Consider the following 13,597-nt stretch of genomic DNA (forward strand, 5'->3'; position numbering starts at 1 on the left):
AGTTGACTGTAGCGACTGGTACAGGTATTCATGACATCGCGACTGTAACAATCGCTTCAGAAACTCGGAGTTCGGTCGTGATCACCGGATACGCGGCCACCACGTCACTCGCCGACGACATGGACACGACTTGGTCCGAACTGCTGGCGGGACGCAGCGGGATCGGTGTGCTCGATGACGATTTCGTGGCCGAGTACGACCTGCCGGTCCGGATCGGCGGAAAGCTGAAGTCACACCCCGGCGCCGAATTGACCCGGATCGAACAGCGCCGCCACTCCTACGTCGAGCAGATGGCGCTGGTGCTCGGCCGCCGGGTCTGGCGCTCGGCGGGCGCACCCGAGGTGGATGGTGCGCGGCTGGCCGTGGCCATCGGGACCGGACTCGGCGGCGGCGACGCGCTCATCGCTGCAGTCGACGCGATGCGCGAGGGCGGGTACCGCAGGGTGTCGCCGATGTCGGTGCCCATGGTGATGCCGAATGGGCCCGCCGCCACCGTTGGACTCGAGATCGGGGCCAGAGCAGGTGTTTTCGCGCCGGTCTCGGCCTGCTCGTCTGGTTCCGAAGCCATCGCGCACGCGTGGCGACTGATCACGACCGGCGAGGCGGACGTGGTGGTCGCGGGCGGGGTGGAAGGGCATATCGATGCCGTGCCCATCGCGAGCTTCGCCATGATGCGCGCCATGAGCACCCGTAACGACCAACCGGAACGCGCCTCACGTCCCTTCGACCGGGACCGCGACGGCTTCGTCTTCGGCGAAGCGGGCGCCCTGTTGGTGCTCGAGTCCGAACGACATGCACGGACCCGCGGAGCCACCGTGCACGGCAGGGTGCTCGGTGCGGGCATCACGTCGGACGCTTATCACATCGTCGCCTCCGAACCGGAGGGCATCGGCGCCGCCCGAGCCATGCGCAAGGCCATCCAGACCGCGGGATTGCGGGTTTCGGATATCCAGCATGTCAACGCGCACGCCACGTCGACATCCATCGGCGACGCCTCGGAAGCCAACGCGATCACATCCGTCGTCCCCGACGCATCGGTCTACGCTCCCAAATCCGCGCTAGGGCATTCGATCGGAGCCGTCGGCGCCCTGGAATCTCTTGTCACCATGCTTACCCTGCGTGACCAAGTCGTTCCCCCCACGCTGAATCTCGACAACCGCGACCCGGCGATCGATCTCGACATCGTCGCGGACGCAGCGCGGCCCCAGCGCATCGACTTCGCGCTGAACAACTCGTTCGGGTTCGGCGGCCACAATGTCGCCCTCGCGTTCGGCCGGGTCTGACCGTACCCCGCTAGCGATGCGGGCTACAGTCGATACATAACAGACCGATCGTCCCAAAGAACGGACAACGACGTGAGTGAGCGTCAGCGAGCGAACCGAGGACACAGCGCGCTCTCGCGCGCGACGCAGCCGAGCGCCGGCGAGGCGATGTCGTGAGCGACGCATTCTATCTGCCCGATCCGGAGCACTCGGATCGGTTCCTCTCCACCGAACTCACCCGCGGCCCCTGGTCGCCGGACGCCCAGCATGCGGGGCCGCCCTCCGCGCTGCTCGGTCACGTGATCGAACGGTGCGAGCCGCGGCCCGGGTTTCAGGTCGGGCGCGTCGCGGTCGAAATCCTCGGCCCAGTGCCGCTGGTACCGCTGACGGCGACGGCCCGCGTCGCCCGCCCCGGCCGCAGCGTCGAGCTGATCGAGGCCACGCTCTCCACTGATCGCGGGCCGGTGATGCGGGCGAATGCCTGGCGATTCAAGCTCGCCGAGCCGGAATTGCCGGTACCGGAACGCTTCGTGCCCACCGGGGTGCGCCCAGGACCCGAACAGGCATCGGTTCCAGCACAGTTCCCCTCCGCCCAACCCGTCGGTTTCCATACCGCCATCGAATACCGCTTCGTCAGCGGCACTTTCACCGAACCGGGCCCGGCCATCTGCTGGATCAGGCTCAAACACCCGATCGTCGCGGGTACCGATCCGAGCCCGCTGGAACGTACTCTCGCGGCCGCCGATTCCGGCAATGGCGTCAGCGCGGTGCTGGACTGGTCGAAATACCTGTTCATCAACACCGATTTGACCGTGACGCTGCATCGTCAGCCAGCGGGCGAATGGGTCTGCCTCGACGCCGTCACCTATCCCCAACCCCACGGCATAGGCATGGCCGAATCGTCGCTGTATGACGAAAAAGGCCCACTGGGCCGCAGCACACAAACCCTATTCCTCGGCACCCGATAGCCTCAGCCGCCCTCGATCTCGTGTGGGTCGCCGAGGGACGGACCGATGCCTGCGTCATGCTGTCCAATAAGCCCTGGGATACGGCCGCTGGTGTGGTCATCGCCCGCGAAGCAGGCGCTACCGTCGTCGACTCGACCTCCCGGCGGCACAGTCTCGACTCTCCTGACACCATCGCCGCATCTTCCGCCGTCGCCGACGAATTCGTGAATCTGATCAACAAATCGATCCACTGATCAACGGCACAACCAGGACCTGGTTTGCACCGGCAATTGACCCCGAGGGTTTGCTCAGGGGCGGGTGGAGATCTGCTGGACGGCCCAGCCGTTCCCGTCGGGGTCGGTGAAGAAGAAGAAACCGACGTTGTCGAGCGGGTCGGGCATGGGGGTCGGGTTCTCGCCCAGGACCTGGATCTCGGTCACCTCGACGCCGCGGGAGACCAGTTCTTTGTGCGCCCTGAGCAAATCGTTGACCACCAGTTGCAGGCCTTGCTGTGAGCCGGGCTCCATGTCCGGCACCGCGCCCGTGCCGATGACGATCGAGCAGCCCGAACCGGGCGGGGTGAACTGCACGATGCGGACGTCATCGCCGATCTTGGTGTCGTGGTCGACGGCGAAGCCCAGCTTTTCCGCGTAGAACTCCTTGGCTCGGTCGATATCCGACACGGGCACGATCACTACCTCGAGGGTCCAGTTCATGGCGCATCCTTTCGGGGGCGGACAGCGGTATTCGTACCAGTGCAGACGCGTTCACGCCGCGAAATTCATCGCCGCGCCCAGCGCCAGGCGAACTCGTCCGGCGCGGGAGGGGGGCCGGGCAGGTCACCGTTCGCGCCGAGCCCGGCCACCAGCATGGCGAGCACGCGACGGCGCAGCTGGACGGTGCGTTCCCGGTTCGGTAGCGCGATGGCGGCGCAGGACTCCAGGATCAGTGCCAGATCCTGCGGAGTGACGTCCGGACGCAGCTTGCCGGTGGCATGGGCGCGGCGCACGATCTCCTCGGTCACCTGTCCGGAGTGCTGGACGTCCGGCAGGATGGATTCGTCTGGGATGAAGGTGCCCGCGAGATGCACGGCGAGCGAGTGCACGTCCGCGTCGACCACCCGCTCCAAGAAGCCGACCAGGCCGCGCCAGCCGTCCGAATCCTCCAGCGCCGCATCGGCTTCCGCGTTGTACCGGCGGAGGCCCTCGTAACAGAGCGTGCGCAGTAGCGTCTCCTTGCTCGGATAGCGGCGGTAGAGCGCGCTGATCCCCACGCCGGCGCGGTCCGCGACAGCGGAGATCGGGGCCGAGGCGTCGGCGAGGAACACCGCGCGGGCAGCCTCCAGGATCAGTCCGTCGTTGCGGGCCGCCTGCGCCTTGCGGCCGGGCAGGCCCTTCTGAGCTGGGACGTCGGATGTCTTCGGCATGAGTCCAAGGGTAACACTTGAAACGGAATACTCCGTTCTGTTACTGTTGAAACAGAACAGAGCATTCCGTTTCACTGAGGAGCAGGACATGACCGCGATCACCCCCTTCCGCATCGACGTCGACCAGGCCGACCTGGACGACCTGCGCGACCGGCTGGCCCGCACACGCTGGGCCGAGCAGATCCCGGGATCGGGCGATAGCTACGGGGTGAGCGTCGAGCGCGTCCGTCACCTGGTCGACTACTGGCGCGACGGATTCGACTGGCGCGCGGTCGAGGCGTCGCTGAACGCCCACCCGCAGTTCACCACCGAGATCGATGGCCAGAACATCCACTTCCTGCACGTGAAAGCCGAGCAGGACAACGCCTTTCCGCTGATCCTCACGCACGGCTGGCCGGGTACCTTCGTCGAGTTCGTCGACGTTATCGAGCCGCTCACCGCGGCTGGATTCGATCTGGTGATCCCGTCCGTGCCGGGGTACGGATTCTCCGGCCCCACCACCGAGGCGGGCTGGAACGACGCCCGGATCGCCCGCGCGTGGGCGGAGTTGATGCGACGACTGGGTTACACCCGCTACGGCGCGGTGGGCAACGACGGCGGAGCGATGATCTCGCCGGAGCTCGGCCGAGTGGCGCCGGACAACGTGGTGGGCGTGCACGTCGCGCAGGTGTACTCGTTCCCGTCCGGCGATCCGGCCGAGCTGGCCGACCTCACCGAAGACGAGCAGCAGGCGCTGGCCACCCTGGACTGGTTCGCCAAGCACAAGATGGGGTTCAACATCCTGCAATCCCAGCAGCCGCAGACGCTGGCGCACGCGATCATGGACTCGCCCGCCGGACTGGTCGGCTGGAACGGCCAGCTGCTCGGAGCGGACCTGGACGACGATTTCGTGCTCACCAACATCGCGATCCACTGGCTGACCGGCACCGCGGGTTCGGCGATCCGGCACTACTTCGAGAAGGACAAGGCCGAACGCCCCACCAGCCCCACCACGGTGCCGCTCGCGCTCTCCGGCTCCGCCGGTGATTTCCACGGCATCCGGCGCTTCGCCGAACGCGACCACAACATCGTGTCCTGGCGGACGCACGACGTCTTCACCCACTACCTGCACCATGTGGCACCCGAACTCATGGCGCAGGAGATCACGGAGTTCTTCGCGAAGCTGCGCTGACCGGCACGACGGCCGCCGCCCGGTGTGGGCGGCGGTCTTCGCGCAGGCCAACGCTCGAGACAGTCGCTTATGCCATCGAGACTCATGGCCATGGTTCGTCTCGCTTCCCGCTGATGTACTGGATTCACCAAACAGCGCAACAGCTTTCGAACAAGGAGAGGGACATCATGAAAATCGCGGTCTTCGGAGCCACCAGTACCGTCGGGCGTCTCGTCGTCGAGCGGGCACTGGAGGAGGGGCACGAGGTGACGGCGTTCACCCGCAACGCGGCAGGCGTCGGGCAGCGGCACGTGCGGCTGCGCGTGGTGGAAGGTGACGTGCTGGACACGAACTCGGTGCAGCGTGCGGTGGAGGGGCAGGACGCGGTGCTGATCTCGCTCGGCGCCGGCCGCAAGGGCGTCGTGCGGGCGGGCGGCACCAAAGCGATCATCGAGGCGATGAACCGCACCGGCGTCAAGCGGCTGATCTGCCAAACCACCCTCGGTGTCGGCGACAGCAAGGGCAACTTGAACTTCCTGTGGAAGTACGTGATGTTCGGGCTGCTGCTGCGTCCGGCCTACGCCGACCATGTCCGGCAGGAGGAGTACGTCCGGGCCAGCGGCCTGGACTGGACCATCGTGCGGCCGAGCGCCTTCACCGATGGACCCCGCACCGGCACCTACCGGCGTGGGTTCCCGGCGGACGAGCATGGTTTGGCCCTGAAAATCGCCCGCGCCGACATCGCGGACTTCATGATCGAGCAGCTGACCGACACGACCTACCTCCACCGGGCGCCCGGCATCTCCAACTGAGAACAGCGCGCCATGCGGCGGCAGTATGAGTGAGCGAATTATCGACACAGCGCGCATGACGGAGCCGAGCGCCAAGCGTAGTCGAGAGCGGTCCGGCAGGAAGCGGGCCGCGACCACAGAGTCCCGCTCGGCGGAAGGACTAGAGCGCTTGCGGCCCACGTCCCGAATTCCGGGCGTGGGCCGCATCCATTGCGCCCAACGTAGTTCAGGCGTGCTCGTGCAGTTCGCCCCACGCCGGAAACGGGTCGGGATACTCGGCCCATGCGCCCGGCCCCTCGGCGAACTCCGCGTCGGTGAGCAAGGCCGCGTCCAGCAAAGCCCGCACCGCGTCGCAATCCAGCTTGATCCCGATGAAGACGATCTCCTGCCCCGGCGGCACCTCTAGCGACGACCACCAAGCGGCGGGTTCGAAGACCAGGTTCGGACCGGCCTGCGACCAGACCGCGGCCAGCGTAGACCGGCTCGCGATCCAGCAGAACCCCTTGCTGCGCAGCAGACCGCGCAGCTGGTCCAACGCGTCGGACAAGCGCAGTGGATGGAACGGCCGGTCGGCGGTGTAGGTGAGGCTGCGAATGCCATACTCCTCGGTCTCGGGCGTGTGCCCACCGGCGAGTTCCTCCGTCCATCCCTCGGCTTCGGCCGCGACCAACGGGTTGTAGCGGCCGGTGTCCAGCACCTCCGCCAAGTCGACAACGCCGTTGCTCGTGCGCAGCACCTGGGCGCGCGGATTGAGCCTGCGCACCGTCGCTTCCACTGCACCCGCCGCCGCGGCGCCGACCAGGTCGGTCTTGTTGACCAGCAAAACGTCGGCGAATTCCACCTGGTCCACGAGTAGATCGGCGATCGTTCGGGCGTCGCCGTCCCCGGCTTGCAGGTTCCGCTCGGCCAACGCCTGCCCCCGCGCCACCTCCGCCAGGAAGGTCGAAGCGTCGACCACGGTCACCATGGTGTCCAGGCGCGCGATATCGCCGAGCCGGAATCCGTCCTCGAACTCCCAGTCGAAGGTCGCGGCCACCGGCATCGGTTCGGAGATACCGGTCGACTCGATCACCAGTTGGTCGAACCGCCCCTCACGGGCGAGCCTGGCGACGGCCTCGATCAGGTCCTCACGCAGTGTGCAGCAGATGCAGCCATTGGTCAGCTCGACCAGTTTCTCCTCGGTGCGATCGAGGTGGCCCTGTCCCGCGACCAGCGCGGCGTCGATGTTCACCTCACTCATGTCGTTGACAATGACCGCCACCCGGCGGCCCTCGCGGTTGGCGAGGATGTGGTTGAGCAGCGTCGTCTTGCCCGCACCGAGGAAGCCGGACAGCACAGTGACGGGAAGCAGATCGGAGTTCATGCCCTAATGATAACGATTTTCATTTGCTGTCGCCGCGCGGGTTCTGGTTGGCGATGGCGACGCGGCGGGACCGCCGTAGGGTTTGTGGCGTGAAACTGCTGCCATTGCCCGCCGAGGGGCAGACCCCCGTCCGGGCGCTCACCATTGCCGGTACCGATTCCGGCGGAGGCGCCGGAATCCAGGCCGATACCCGCACCATGGCGCTGTGCGGAGTGCACGCACTGGTGGCGGTGGCGGCGGTGACCGTGCAGAACTCGGTGGGGGTCAGCGGCTTCCATGAGATTCCGCCGCAGATCGTGGCCGATCAGGTGCGCGCGGTCGTCGGGGATATCGGCGCGGGCGCAGCCAAGACCGGCATGCTGGCCTCCACCGCGATCATCGAGGCGGTCGCGGCGGTGTGTCAGGAGGTCGGTATCGGCCGCGACGGCCACATTCCGCTGGTCGTCGATCCGGTCGCGGCCTCGATGCACGGCGATCCGCTGCTGCACATCGAAGCGCTGGACGCGCTGCGCAACACCTTGATTCCGCTCGCGACCGTGGTCACGCCCAACCTGGACGAAGTCAGGCTGCTCACGGGCCTCGAAGTGGACGACGAGAATTCGGCGCGGCGCGCGGCCGAGGCGCTGCACAAGCTCGGGCCGCGATGGGCGATCGTCAAGGGCGGGCACCTGCGCTCCTCCGAATACAGCACAGATCTGCTGTTCGACGGCGAGCAGTTCCTCGAGTTCTCCGCGCCGCGCATCGCGACGGGCAACGACCACGGCGGCGGAGACACGCTGGCCGCCGCGATCGCCTGCGCGCTGGCGCACGGCTATTCGGTTCCCGAGGCGGTGGAGTTCGCCAAGGAGTGGACCTACCGCTGCCTCGCCGCGTCCTACGATCTCGGCGCGGGCCACGGGCCGGTATCCCCGCTGTGGCGGCTGACCGAGAACTGACCAGCCCACCGCTCAGTTCGATTTCCGGCATCACCGCACAGCACTATTTCTTGTCGGTGGGCACTGCGATACTGAGGGCGTCGCAGAACACAGGTGGCTTCAACGGTGAAGGCAATCGGAACAACGGCGTTCAGCGTGTATGCGACAACCGGCCTCGGCGTCCGCCCGGGCGGCGCCACGGTCACCTACGGGAAACGGCAAGGTGCAGCGGACGGCCGGCATCGATAACGATGCCGTTGAGCCGTGCGTTCGCCGCCACCAGCGCGGAGATGGTCTCGGCGAGGTAGGCGACGAACTGCTCGATCGGCATGGCCGGTGTCTCCAGCCGGTTCGCGCCGAGCCACCAGTCGGTGGCCGAGGCCACCGCCCCGAAAATCGAATAGATGACCAGTTCCGCGCTCGCGATCGGCACCGACTCGTCGCCGGACGCCCCCGCGAGTAGCTCGGCGGCGCGCTTCGCGGACTGCCTGGCCGATTGCACCGCGCGGGCGGACTCGTCGGATCGTTGCGCGAAGTGGCTGTGCAGGATGAACCGGAAGATGTTCGGGTGCTGTGACACCACCAGCACATATTCGGACGCCCCGCGGCGGACGAGTTCGCCGGCCGAATCGTTGGTCAGGTCGAAACTGGCCGTGATCCGTTCCCACAGTATGTCGCGGATCCGGCCGACTATCGCGTTGTAGAGATCGGCCTTGTCCTCGAAGTGGCGATACAGCTTCGGCTTGGCCGCGCCCGCCTCCTTGGCGATATCACCCATGCTGACGCCGGGGCCGTGCTTGTCGAGCGCACGGAATGCCGCGTCGACGAACTCTTCGCGGACCTTCCGCCGATGCTCGCGCCATCGCTCGGAGCGAGCGTCGACACGCTTGCGCGACGCCTCGTCTGGTCTCGGGCCGCTACGCATCACGAATGCGGATGCTACCCGCTACCACCGGTACCGATACCCGGCCGTCAGCGGTGTAGTCGGCCTCGCTCAGCGCTTCCTGGGGTCGGCGCCGCTATCGCCTGCGGCCTTCGCCTTCTTCTCCGCTCGCTTTACCTTGATGGATTTGCCGGACTTCTTGGACATCGAACTGCGCGGAGATTTGTCGGACAATCGTGGTCCTTTGTTCCGAGAACCTGAGTGGTCCCGCTGTCCTCGACCGTACGCTATGTCGGCCTGCCACAGGCACATCACAGCTGTGCTCCACCCCCAGCAAGCTCACAGCTCGGGCCCAGCTTCGCACCAGCGTCGGCGTCGAGGGTTGTGCGCATGACCGAGACTGTGACCGTCGCGGCGACGGAACGAACCGAGAACACGGGGTCGCCCGTGCTGGACGTGGTGATACCCGTCTACAACGAAGAGACCGACCTGGGCATGTGCGTGCGCAGGTTGCACGCCTATCTGCGCGACGGGGTCCCGTTCCCGGCGCGCATCACCATCGCCGACAACGCGAGCACCGATGACACGCTCCAGGTCGCACAGCTGCTCGCCGAGGACCTGTCCGACGTGCGCGTAGTGCACCTGGCTGCCAAGGGCCGCGGCAGGGCGCTGCGGGCGGTGTGGGAACGCTCCGACGCGCAGGTGGTCGCCTATATGGACGTCGACCTGTCCACGGACCTGAACGCGCTGCTCCCCTTGGTCGCACCACTGATCACGGGACATTCCGACCTGGCCATCGGCACTCGGCTCGACTCCGCCTCCCGCGTCGTGCGCGGGCCGAAGCGTGAGATCATCTCCCGCTGCTACAACTTGCTGCTGAAAGCTTCACTGCAAGCGCACTTCTCGGACGCGCAGTGCGGATTCAAGGCAATGCGCGCGGGCGTGGCGCGTCGCCTGCTGCCGCTGGTCCGCGACGGGGAGTGGTTCTTCGACACCGAGTTGCTGGTACTCGCCGAACGGGTCGGGCTGCGCATCCACGAGGTGCCGGTGGACTGGATCGACGACCCGGACAGCAGGGTCGACATCATCGACACCGCGCGCAAAGATCTGCGCGGCATCTGGCGGCTCGGACGGGCATTGGCGACCGGCGCGTTGCCGCTGGAGGAACTGCGCCGGGCGGTGGGCCGGGAACCGCTGGTGCCCGGTGTGCCGCTGGGCATGGTGGGACAGCTGGTGCGGTTCGCGATCGTCGGCGTGCTGAGCACGTTGGCCTATCTGCTGCTGTATGTCGTGCTGCAACCGTTCACCGGCGCGCAGGTGGCGAACTTCGCGGCGCTGCTGATCACGGCGGTGGCGAACACCGCGGCCAACCGGGCGTTCACCTTCGGGGTGCGCGGCTCGACCGGGGTCGTCGCGCACCAATTCCAAGGTCTGGTGATTTTCGGGATCGGGTTGGCGCTCACCAGTGGGTCGCTGTTCGCGCTGCATCAGTGGGCGCCGGGCGCCGCGGTGCATCTGGAGCTGTCCGTGCTGGTACTGGCCAATCTGGTGGCGACGCTGTTGCGGTTCGTCGGGCTGCGGTGGGTGTTCCGCGATAGTGCGGGAACGGCCGAACGCCGCGCCTCTGGCCTTGCGCAGGCCGGGCCCGGCGCGAAGGCTGCGGCCCCCTCGAAGCCCATCGGTGTGGACCGAGGAGGAGACCAGCAGTGACAGCAACACGCCCTACGCAACCAGGCGCGGCCGGACAACCCGCTGTCCCTGGGCTCGCCGGACCGCCCCGGAGAGCTCTCGCGCAGCTCGCATTCAAGTCCGCTCGCATCACGCTCGCCCCTGAAGGAGACCATCGGTGACAGCGACCGTCACTACACCACCGGTCGCGGCTGCACCGCGGCCGAAGCCCGAGCGCCGCTGGGAATACCCGGCGCTGGCGGTGCTTCTGATCGGCACGACGGTGGCGTATCTGTGCAACCTCAGCGCGAACGGGTGGGCGAACTCGTTCTATTCCGCTGCGGTGCAAGCTGGTTCGGTGTCGTGGAAGGCGTTCTTCTTCGGATCGTCCGATGCGGCGAACTCGATCACCGTGGACAAACCGCCCGCTTCGCTGTGGTTGATGGAATTGTCGGTGCGGGCGTTCGGGCTGAACAGCTGGAGCATCCTGGTGCCGGAGGTACTGCTCGGCGTGGCTACGGTCGCGCTCGTCTGGGCTACCGTGCGCAAGCCGTTCGGACCCGCCGCCGGATTGATCGCGGGATCCGCGCTGGCGGTGACGCCCGTCGCGGCGCTGATGTTCCGGTTCAACAATCCCGAAGCGCTGCTGGTGTTCTTGATGGTGGCCGCGGCCTGGGCGATGACGCGCGCAGTAGCGGACGGCCGCTGGCGCTGGCTCGTGCTGACCGGCGTGCTGATCGGATTCGGCTTCCTCACCAAGCAATTGCAAGTGCTGCTGGTAGTGCCCGCATTGGCACTGACCTACCTGATCGCCGGTCCGCCGAAGCTCGGCAAACGCATTGTGCAACTGTTCGCGGCGGGTGCCGCGATGGTGGTGGCCGCCGGTTGGTGGCTGCTGGCGGTGGAGTTGTGGCCCGCCTCGTCGCGACCGTGGATCGGCGGCTCGCACGAGAACTCGATCCTCGAGTTGACCCTCGGCTACAACGGGCTGGGACGGCTCAACGGCAACGAACGCGGCAGCGTCGGGCCCGGCGGCGAACTTCCGCCCGGAGGCAATGGCATGTGGGGCGACACCGGCATCACGCGGCTGTTCGAACCCGCGCAGGGCGGCCAGATCGCGTGGCTGATCCCAGCTGCCCTCGTCGCGCTTGTCGTGGGAATCATCCTGCGCAGCAAAAGCATTCGAACCGATCAGCAGCGCGCCTCGCTGATCCTCTGGGGCGGATGGCTGCTGGTGACCGGGCTGGTGTTCAGCTTCATGGGAGGCATCTTCCACCAGTACTACACCGTCGCGTTGGCCCCGGCGGTCGCCGCGCTGGTCGGCGCCGGCGTGGTGCTGCTGTGGCGGGAGCGCCGCCGTCCGACGGTGCGGCTGGCGTCGGCGCTCGCGGTGGGTCTCACCACGGCGACGGCGTGGATGCTGTTGTCCCGCAGTAACGAATGGCAGCCGTGGCTGCGCTGGGCCGTGCTGATCGTCGGTGTATTCGCGACGCTCGCCGTCGCTTTCCCCGCGCCACGGAAGCTGGCCGTGGTCTCGGCGCTCGCGGTGGCGTTCACCGGCTTGGCCGGGCCGGTCGCCTATGCGGTCGACACGATCGCCACCCCGCATGCCGGTTCCATCCCCTCGGCTGGGCCGAACGTCGCGATGCACGGCAATCGACCGCCGTGGGGCGACGTGATGATCGGTATGGGCCGTCCACCGCAGGACGGGCTGGCAACGAATGGCCGCGCCGGTGCCCGGCAAGCGCCGGATGGGTGGTCGCCGGGGTCGGGTCCGATGCCGGACGCGGGAACGCAGGGCACGGTATCCGATGGGCAGGCCGGGCAGGGAATACCGGACGACGCGACCGGGGACGGCGGTCCAGGGCCCAATGGCGGCGGAATCGGCGGGCTCCTCGGGGCTCGTGAGCCGAGCGCGCAGGTCGTGTCCCTGCTCGAGCAGAACGGCGGCGACTACGCGTGGGTGGCCGCGGCCATCGGCTCGAACAGCGCCGCAGGTTTGCAGCTGGCCACCGAACTCCCCGTCATGCCGATCGGCGGCTTCAACGGCAGCGACCCGTCGCCGACGCTGGAGCAGTTCAAACAGTATGTCGCCGAAGGAAAGATCCACTATTTCGTCGGCGGCGGCCGCGGCGGTCCCGGTTCCTCGAGCTCCTCGCCCAGCGCGCCGATCACGCAGTGGGTCCAGGAGAACTTCACCGCCACGCAGGTGGACGGCGTCACCTTGTACGACCTGACCGCCACCCGCTGACAATGCGATGCGGCCCCGACGCAAGCCCTGCAAACCCGGGGCTGCATCGCGACCGGCGTGGCGTGCGCAGAACTGGTGGACGCCGCCGCACGGTCGATCGTCGAATCGCCGAACGCTCCGGCGCCTGCTCGGCTACGCACCACCCGGCTATGCCCCCTGTATGCCGATCATTGGCTCCGGCCTCCTCGTGGACTAACCTCTTAGCTAAGGAGGTGTGCAGTGGGGAACGCAGCTGAGCAATTCAATATCCACGACGCGAAAACGCACCTGTCGCGGATCATCGAGCGGGTCGAGCACGGCGAAGAGATTGTGATCAGCCGCGCAGGCCATCCGGTCGCCAAGGTGGTGCCGCTGGTCCGTCGCGCGAATCGCAGTGGTCGCGGATCGCTGCGCGGAGAACTCGTTCTCGGGCCGGATTGGGACACTGAGGCGACCAACGCATCCATCGCCCGCGACTTCGGCCTGTTGTCATGAGCCTCTTACTGGACACCCATGTCGTGCTGTGGTGGCTGACCGACGACCCCACACTCTCTGACGAGATCAAAAATCTACTCGATCGTGATCCGGACGTGTATCTGAGCGCGGCTACCGTCTGGGAGGTCGCCATCAAGCAGGCCGTCGGCAAGCTCGAGGGACCGAAGGACCTGCCCGAGCGAATTTGCGACAGCGGATTCATTCCGCTGCCGATCGACCACGAGCATGCGGTCATGGCTGGACGGCTTCCCTTGATCCACCGGGATCCCTTCGACCGCATACTGATCGCGCAGGCACGATGTGCGAACCTCACCCTTGTCACCCGGGACCCGTATTGCCAGAAATACGAGGTGGCCGTCTTCGCGGTGTGATCCTGGACGCGTAGGCGTATCGGTGGACCGTTCGATATCAGGGCGGGCACGCGGGATCGGTGAGTATGACATGGCGGCGAGACCGCAGGAGTTCGTT

At 67.0% G+C, this 13,597-nt stretch carries 14 protein-coding genes and 1 pseudogene; 10 read left to right on the plus strand and 5 right to left on the minus strand.

The genetic code is table 11. The features are described 5' to 3' along the window. Positions 1-35: 35 nt before the first annotated feature. The 3 genes and pseudogenes from NA4_RS15145 to NA4_RS15155 form a co-directional block, all read left to right on the plus strand. Positions 36-1,283, plus strand: coding sequence for a KasA/KasB family beta-ketoacyl-ACP synthase (locus NA4_RS15145; RefSeq protein ID WP_067470297.1), 1,248 nt, complete (start codon positions 36-38; stop codon positions 1,281-1,283). A gap of 152 nt (positions 1,284-1,435) precedes the next feature. Further along, entirely contained in the window at positions 1,436-2,230 is a 795-nt protein-coding gene (locus NA4_RS15150; protein ID WP_067470265.1) for a thioesterase family protein, read from the plus strand. Next, a pseudogene (locus NA4_RS15155) lies at positions 2,227-2,463 on the plus strand (inositol monophosphatase family protein); the annotation flags it as partial. The gene NA4_RS15150 and the pseudogene NA4_RS15155, both read left to right, overlap by 4 nt. A gap of 54 nt (positions 2,464-2,517) precedes the next feature. Here NA4_RS15155 and NA4_RS15160 read toward each other — a convergent pair. Next, positions 2,518-2,925 (minus strand): VOC family protein, encoded by a 408-nt coding sequence (locus NA4_RS15160; protein ID WP_067470267.1) that lies wholly within the window; start codon positions 2,923-2,925, stop codon positions 2,518-2,520. A gap of 65 nt (positions 2,926-2,990) precedes the next feature. Then, a complete protein-coding gene (locus tag NA4_RS15165; protein WP_067470268.1) occupies positions 2,991-3,635 on the minus strand; it encodes a TetR/AcrR family transcriptional regulator in 645 nt (214 codons plus the stop codon). An 88-nt stretch (positions 3,636-3,723) separates the two neighbouring features. On the opposite strand from NA4_RS15165, the gene NA4_RS15170 reads away from it, so the two are divergent. Then, on the plus strand, positions 3,724-4,806 hold the full coding sequence (locus NA4_RS15170; protein WP_067470269.1) for an epoxide hydrolase family protein: 1,083 nt from the start codon (positions 3,724-3,726) through the stop codon (positions 4,804-4,806). A gap of 167 nt (positions 4,807-4,973) precedes the next feature. Further along, on the plus strand, positions 4,974-5,597 hold the full coding sequence (locus NA4_RS15175; protein WP_067470298.1) for an NAD(P)-dependent oxidoreductase: 624 nt from the start codon (positions 4,974-4,976) through the stop codon (positions 5,595-5,597). A gap of 205 nt (positions 5,598-5,802) precedes the next feature. Here NA4_RS15175 and NA4_RS15180 read toward each other — a convergent pair whose 3' ends face one another. After that, positions 5,803-6,939, minus strand: a complete 1,137-nt coding sequence (locus tag NA4_RS15180; protein ID WP_067470270.1) for a GTP-binding protein — start codon at positions 6,937-6,939, stop codon at positions 5,803-5,805. Between the two features lie 89 nt (positions 6,940-7,028). On the opposite strand from NA4_RS15180, the gene thiD reads away from it, so the two are divergent. Further along, the gene (gene thiD, locus NA4_RS15185) at positions 7,029-7,874 is read left to right on the plus strand and encodes a bifunctional hydroxymethylpyrimidine kinase/phosphomethylpyrimidine kinase (protein ID WP_067470271.1); all 846 of its coding nucleotides are present in this window, start codon (positions 7,029-7,031) and stop codon (positions 7,872-7,874) included. Positions 7,875-8,055: 181 nt separating this feature from the next. Here thiD and NA4_RS15190 read toward each other — a convergent pair whose 3' ends face one another. Both NA4_RS15190 and NA4_RS43250 read right to left on the minus strand, forming a co-directional pair. Then, positions 8,056-8,778 (minus strand): TetR/AcrR family transcriptional regulator, encoded by a 723-nt coding sequence (locus NA4_RS15190; RefSeq protein WP_067470272.1) that lies wholly within the window; start codon positions 8,776-8,778, stop codon positions 8,056-8,058. 69 nt (positions 8,779-8,847) lie between these two features. Next, entirely contained in the window at positions 8,848-8,970 is a 123-nt protein-coding gene (locus tag NA4_RS43250) for a hypothetical protein (protein ID WP_281180016.1), read from the minus strand. A gap of 156 nt (positions 8,971-9,126) precedes the next feature. On the opposite strand from NA4_RS43250, the gene NA4_RS15195 reads away from it, so the two are divergent. The 4 genes from NA4_RS15195 (at position 9,127) to NA4_RS15210 (ending at position 13,500) form a co-directional block, all read left to right on the plus strand. Beyond that, positions 9,127-10,446: a bifunctional glycosyltransferase family 2/GtrA family protein gene (locus NA4_RS15195; RefSeq protein WP_084497110.1), complete on the plus strand. Its 1,320-nt coding sequence runs from the start codon at positions 9,127-9,129 to the stop codon at positions 10,444-10,446. Between the two features lie 136 nt (positions 10,447-10,582). After that, complete coding sequence (locus NA4_RS15200) at positions 10,583-12,655, plus strand: glycosyltransferase family 39 protein (RefSeq protein WP_067470273.1); 2,073 nt, start codon at positions 10,583-10,585, stop codon at positions 12,653-12,655. A 219-nt stretch (positions 12,656-12,874) separates the two neighbouring features. Then, positions 12,875-13,129, plus strand: a complete 255-nt coding sequence (locus NA4_RS15205) for a type II toxin-antitoxin system Phd/YefM family antitoxin (RefSeq protein WP_067470274.1) — start codon at positions 12,875-12,877, stop codon at positions 13,127-13,129. Beyond that, entirely contained in the window at positions 13,126-13,500 is a 375-nt protein-coding gene (locus tag NA4_RS15210; protein WP_067470275.1) for a type II toxin-antitoxin system VapC family toxin, read from the plus strand. The genes NA4_RS15205 and NA4_RS15210 overlap by 4 nt, the downstream gene beginning before the upstream one ends. Positions 13,501-13,597 lie beyond the last annotated feature (97 nt).

It is taken from the genome of Nocardia amamiensis NBRC 102102 (assembly GCF_001612745.1).
GTDB classification, from domain to species: Bacteria; Actinomycetota; Actinomycetes; order Mycobacteriales; family Mycobacteriaceae; genus Nocardia; species Nocardia amamiensis.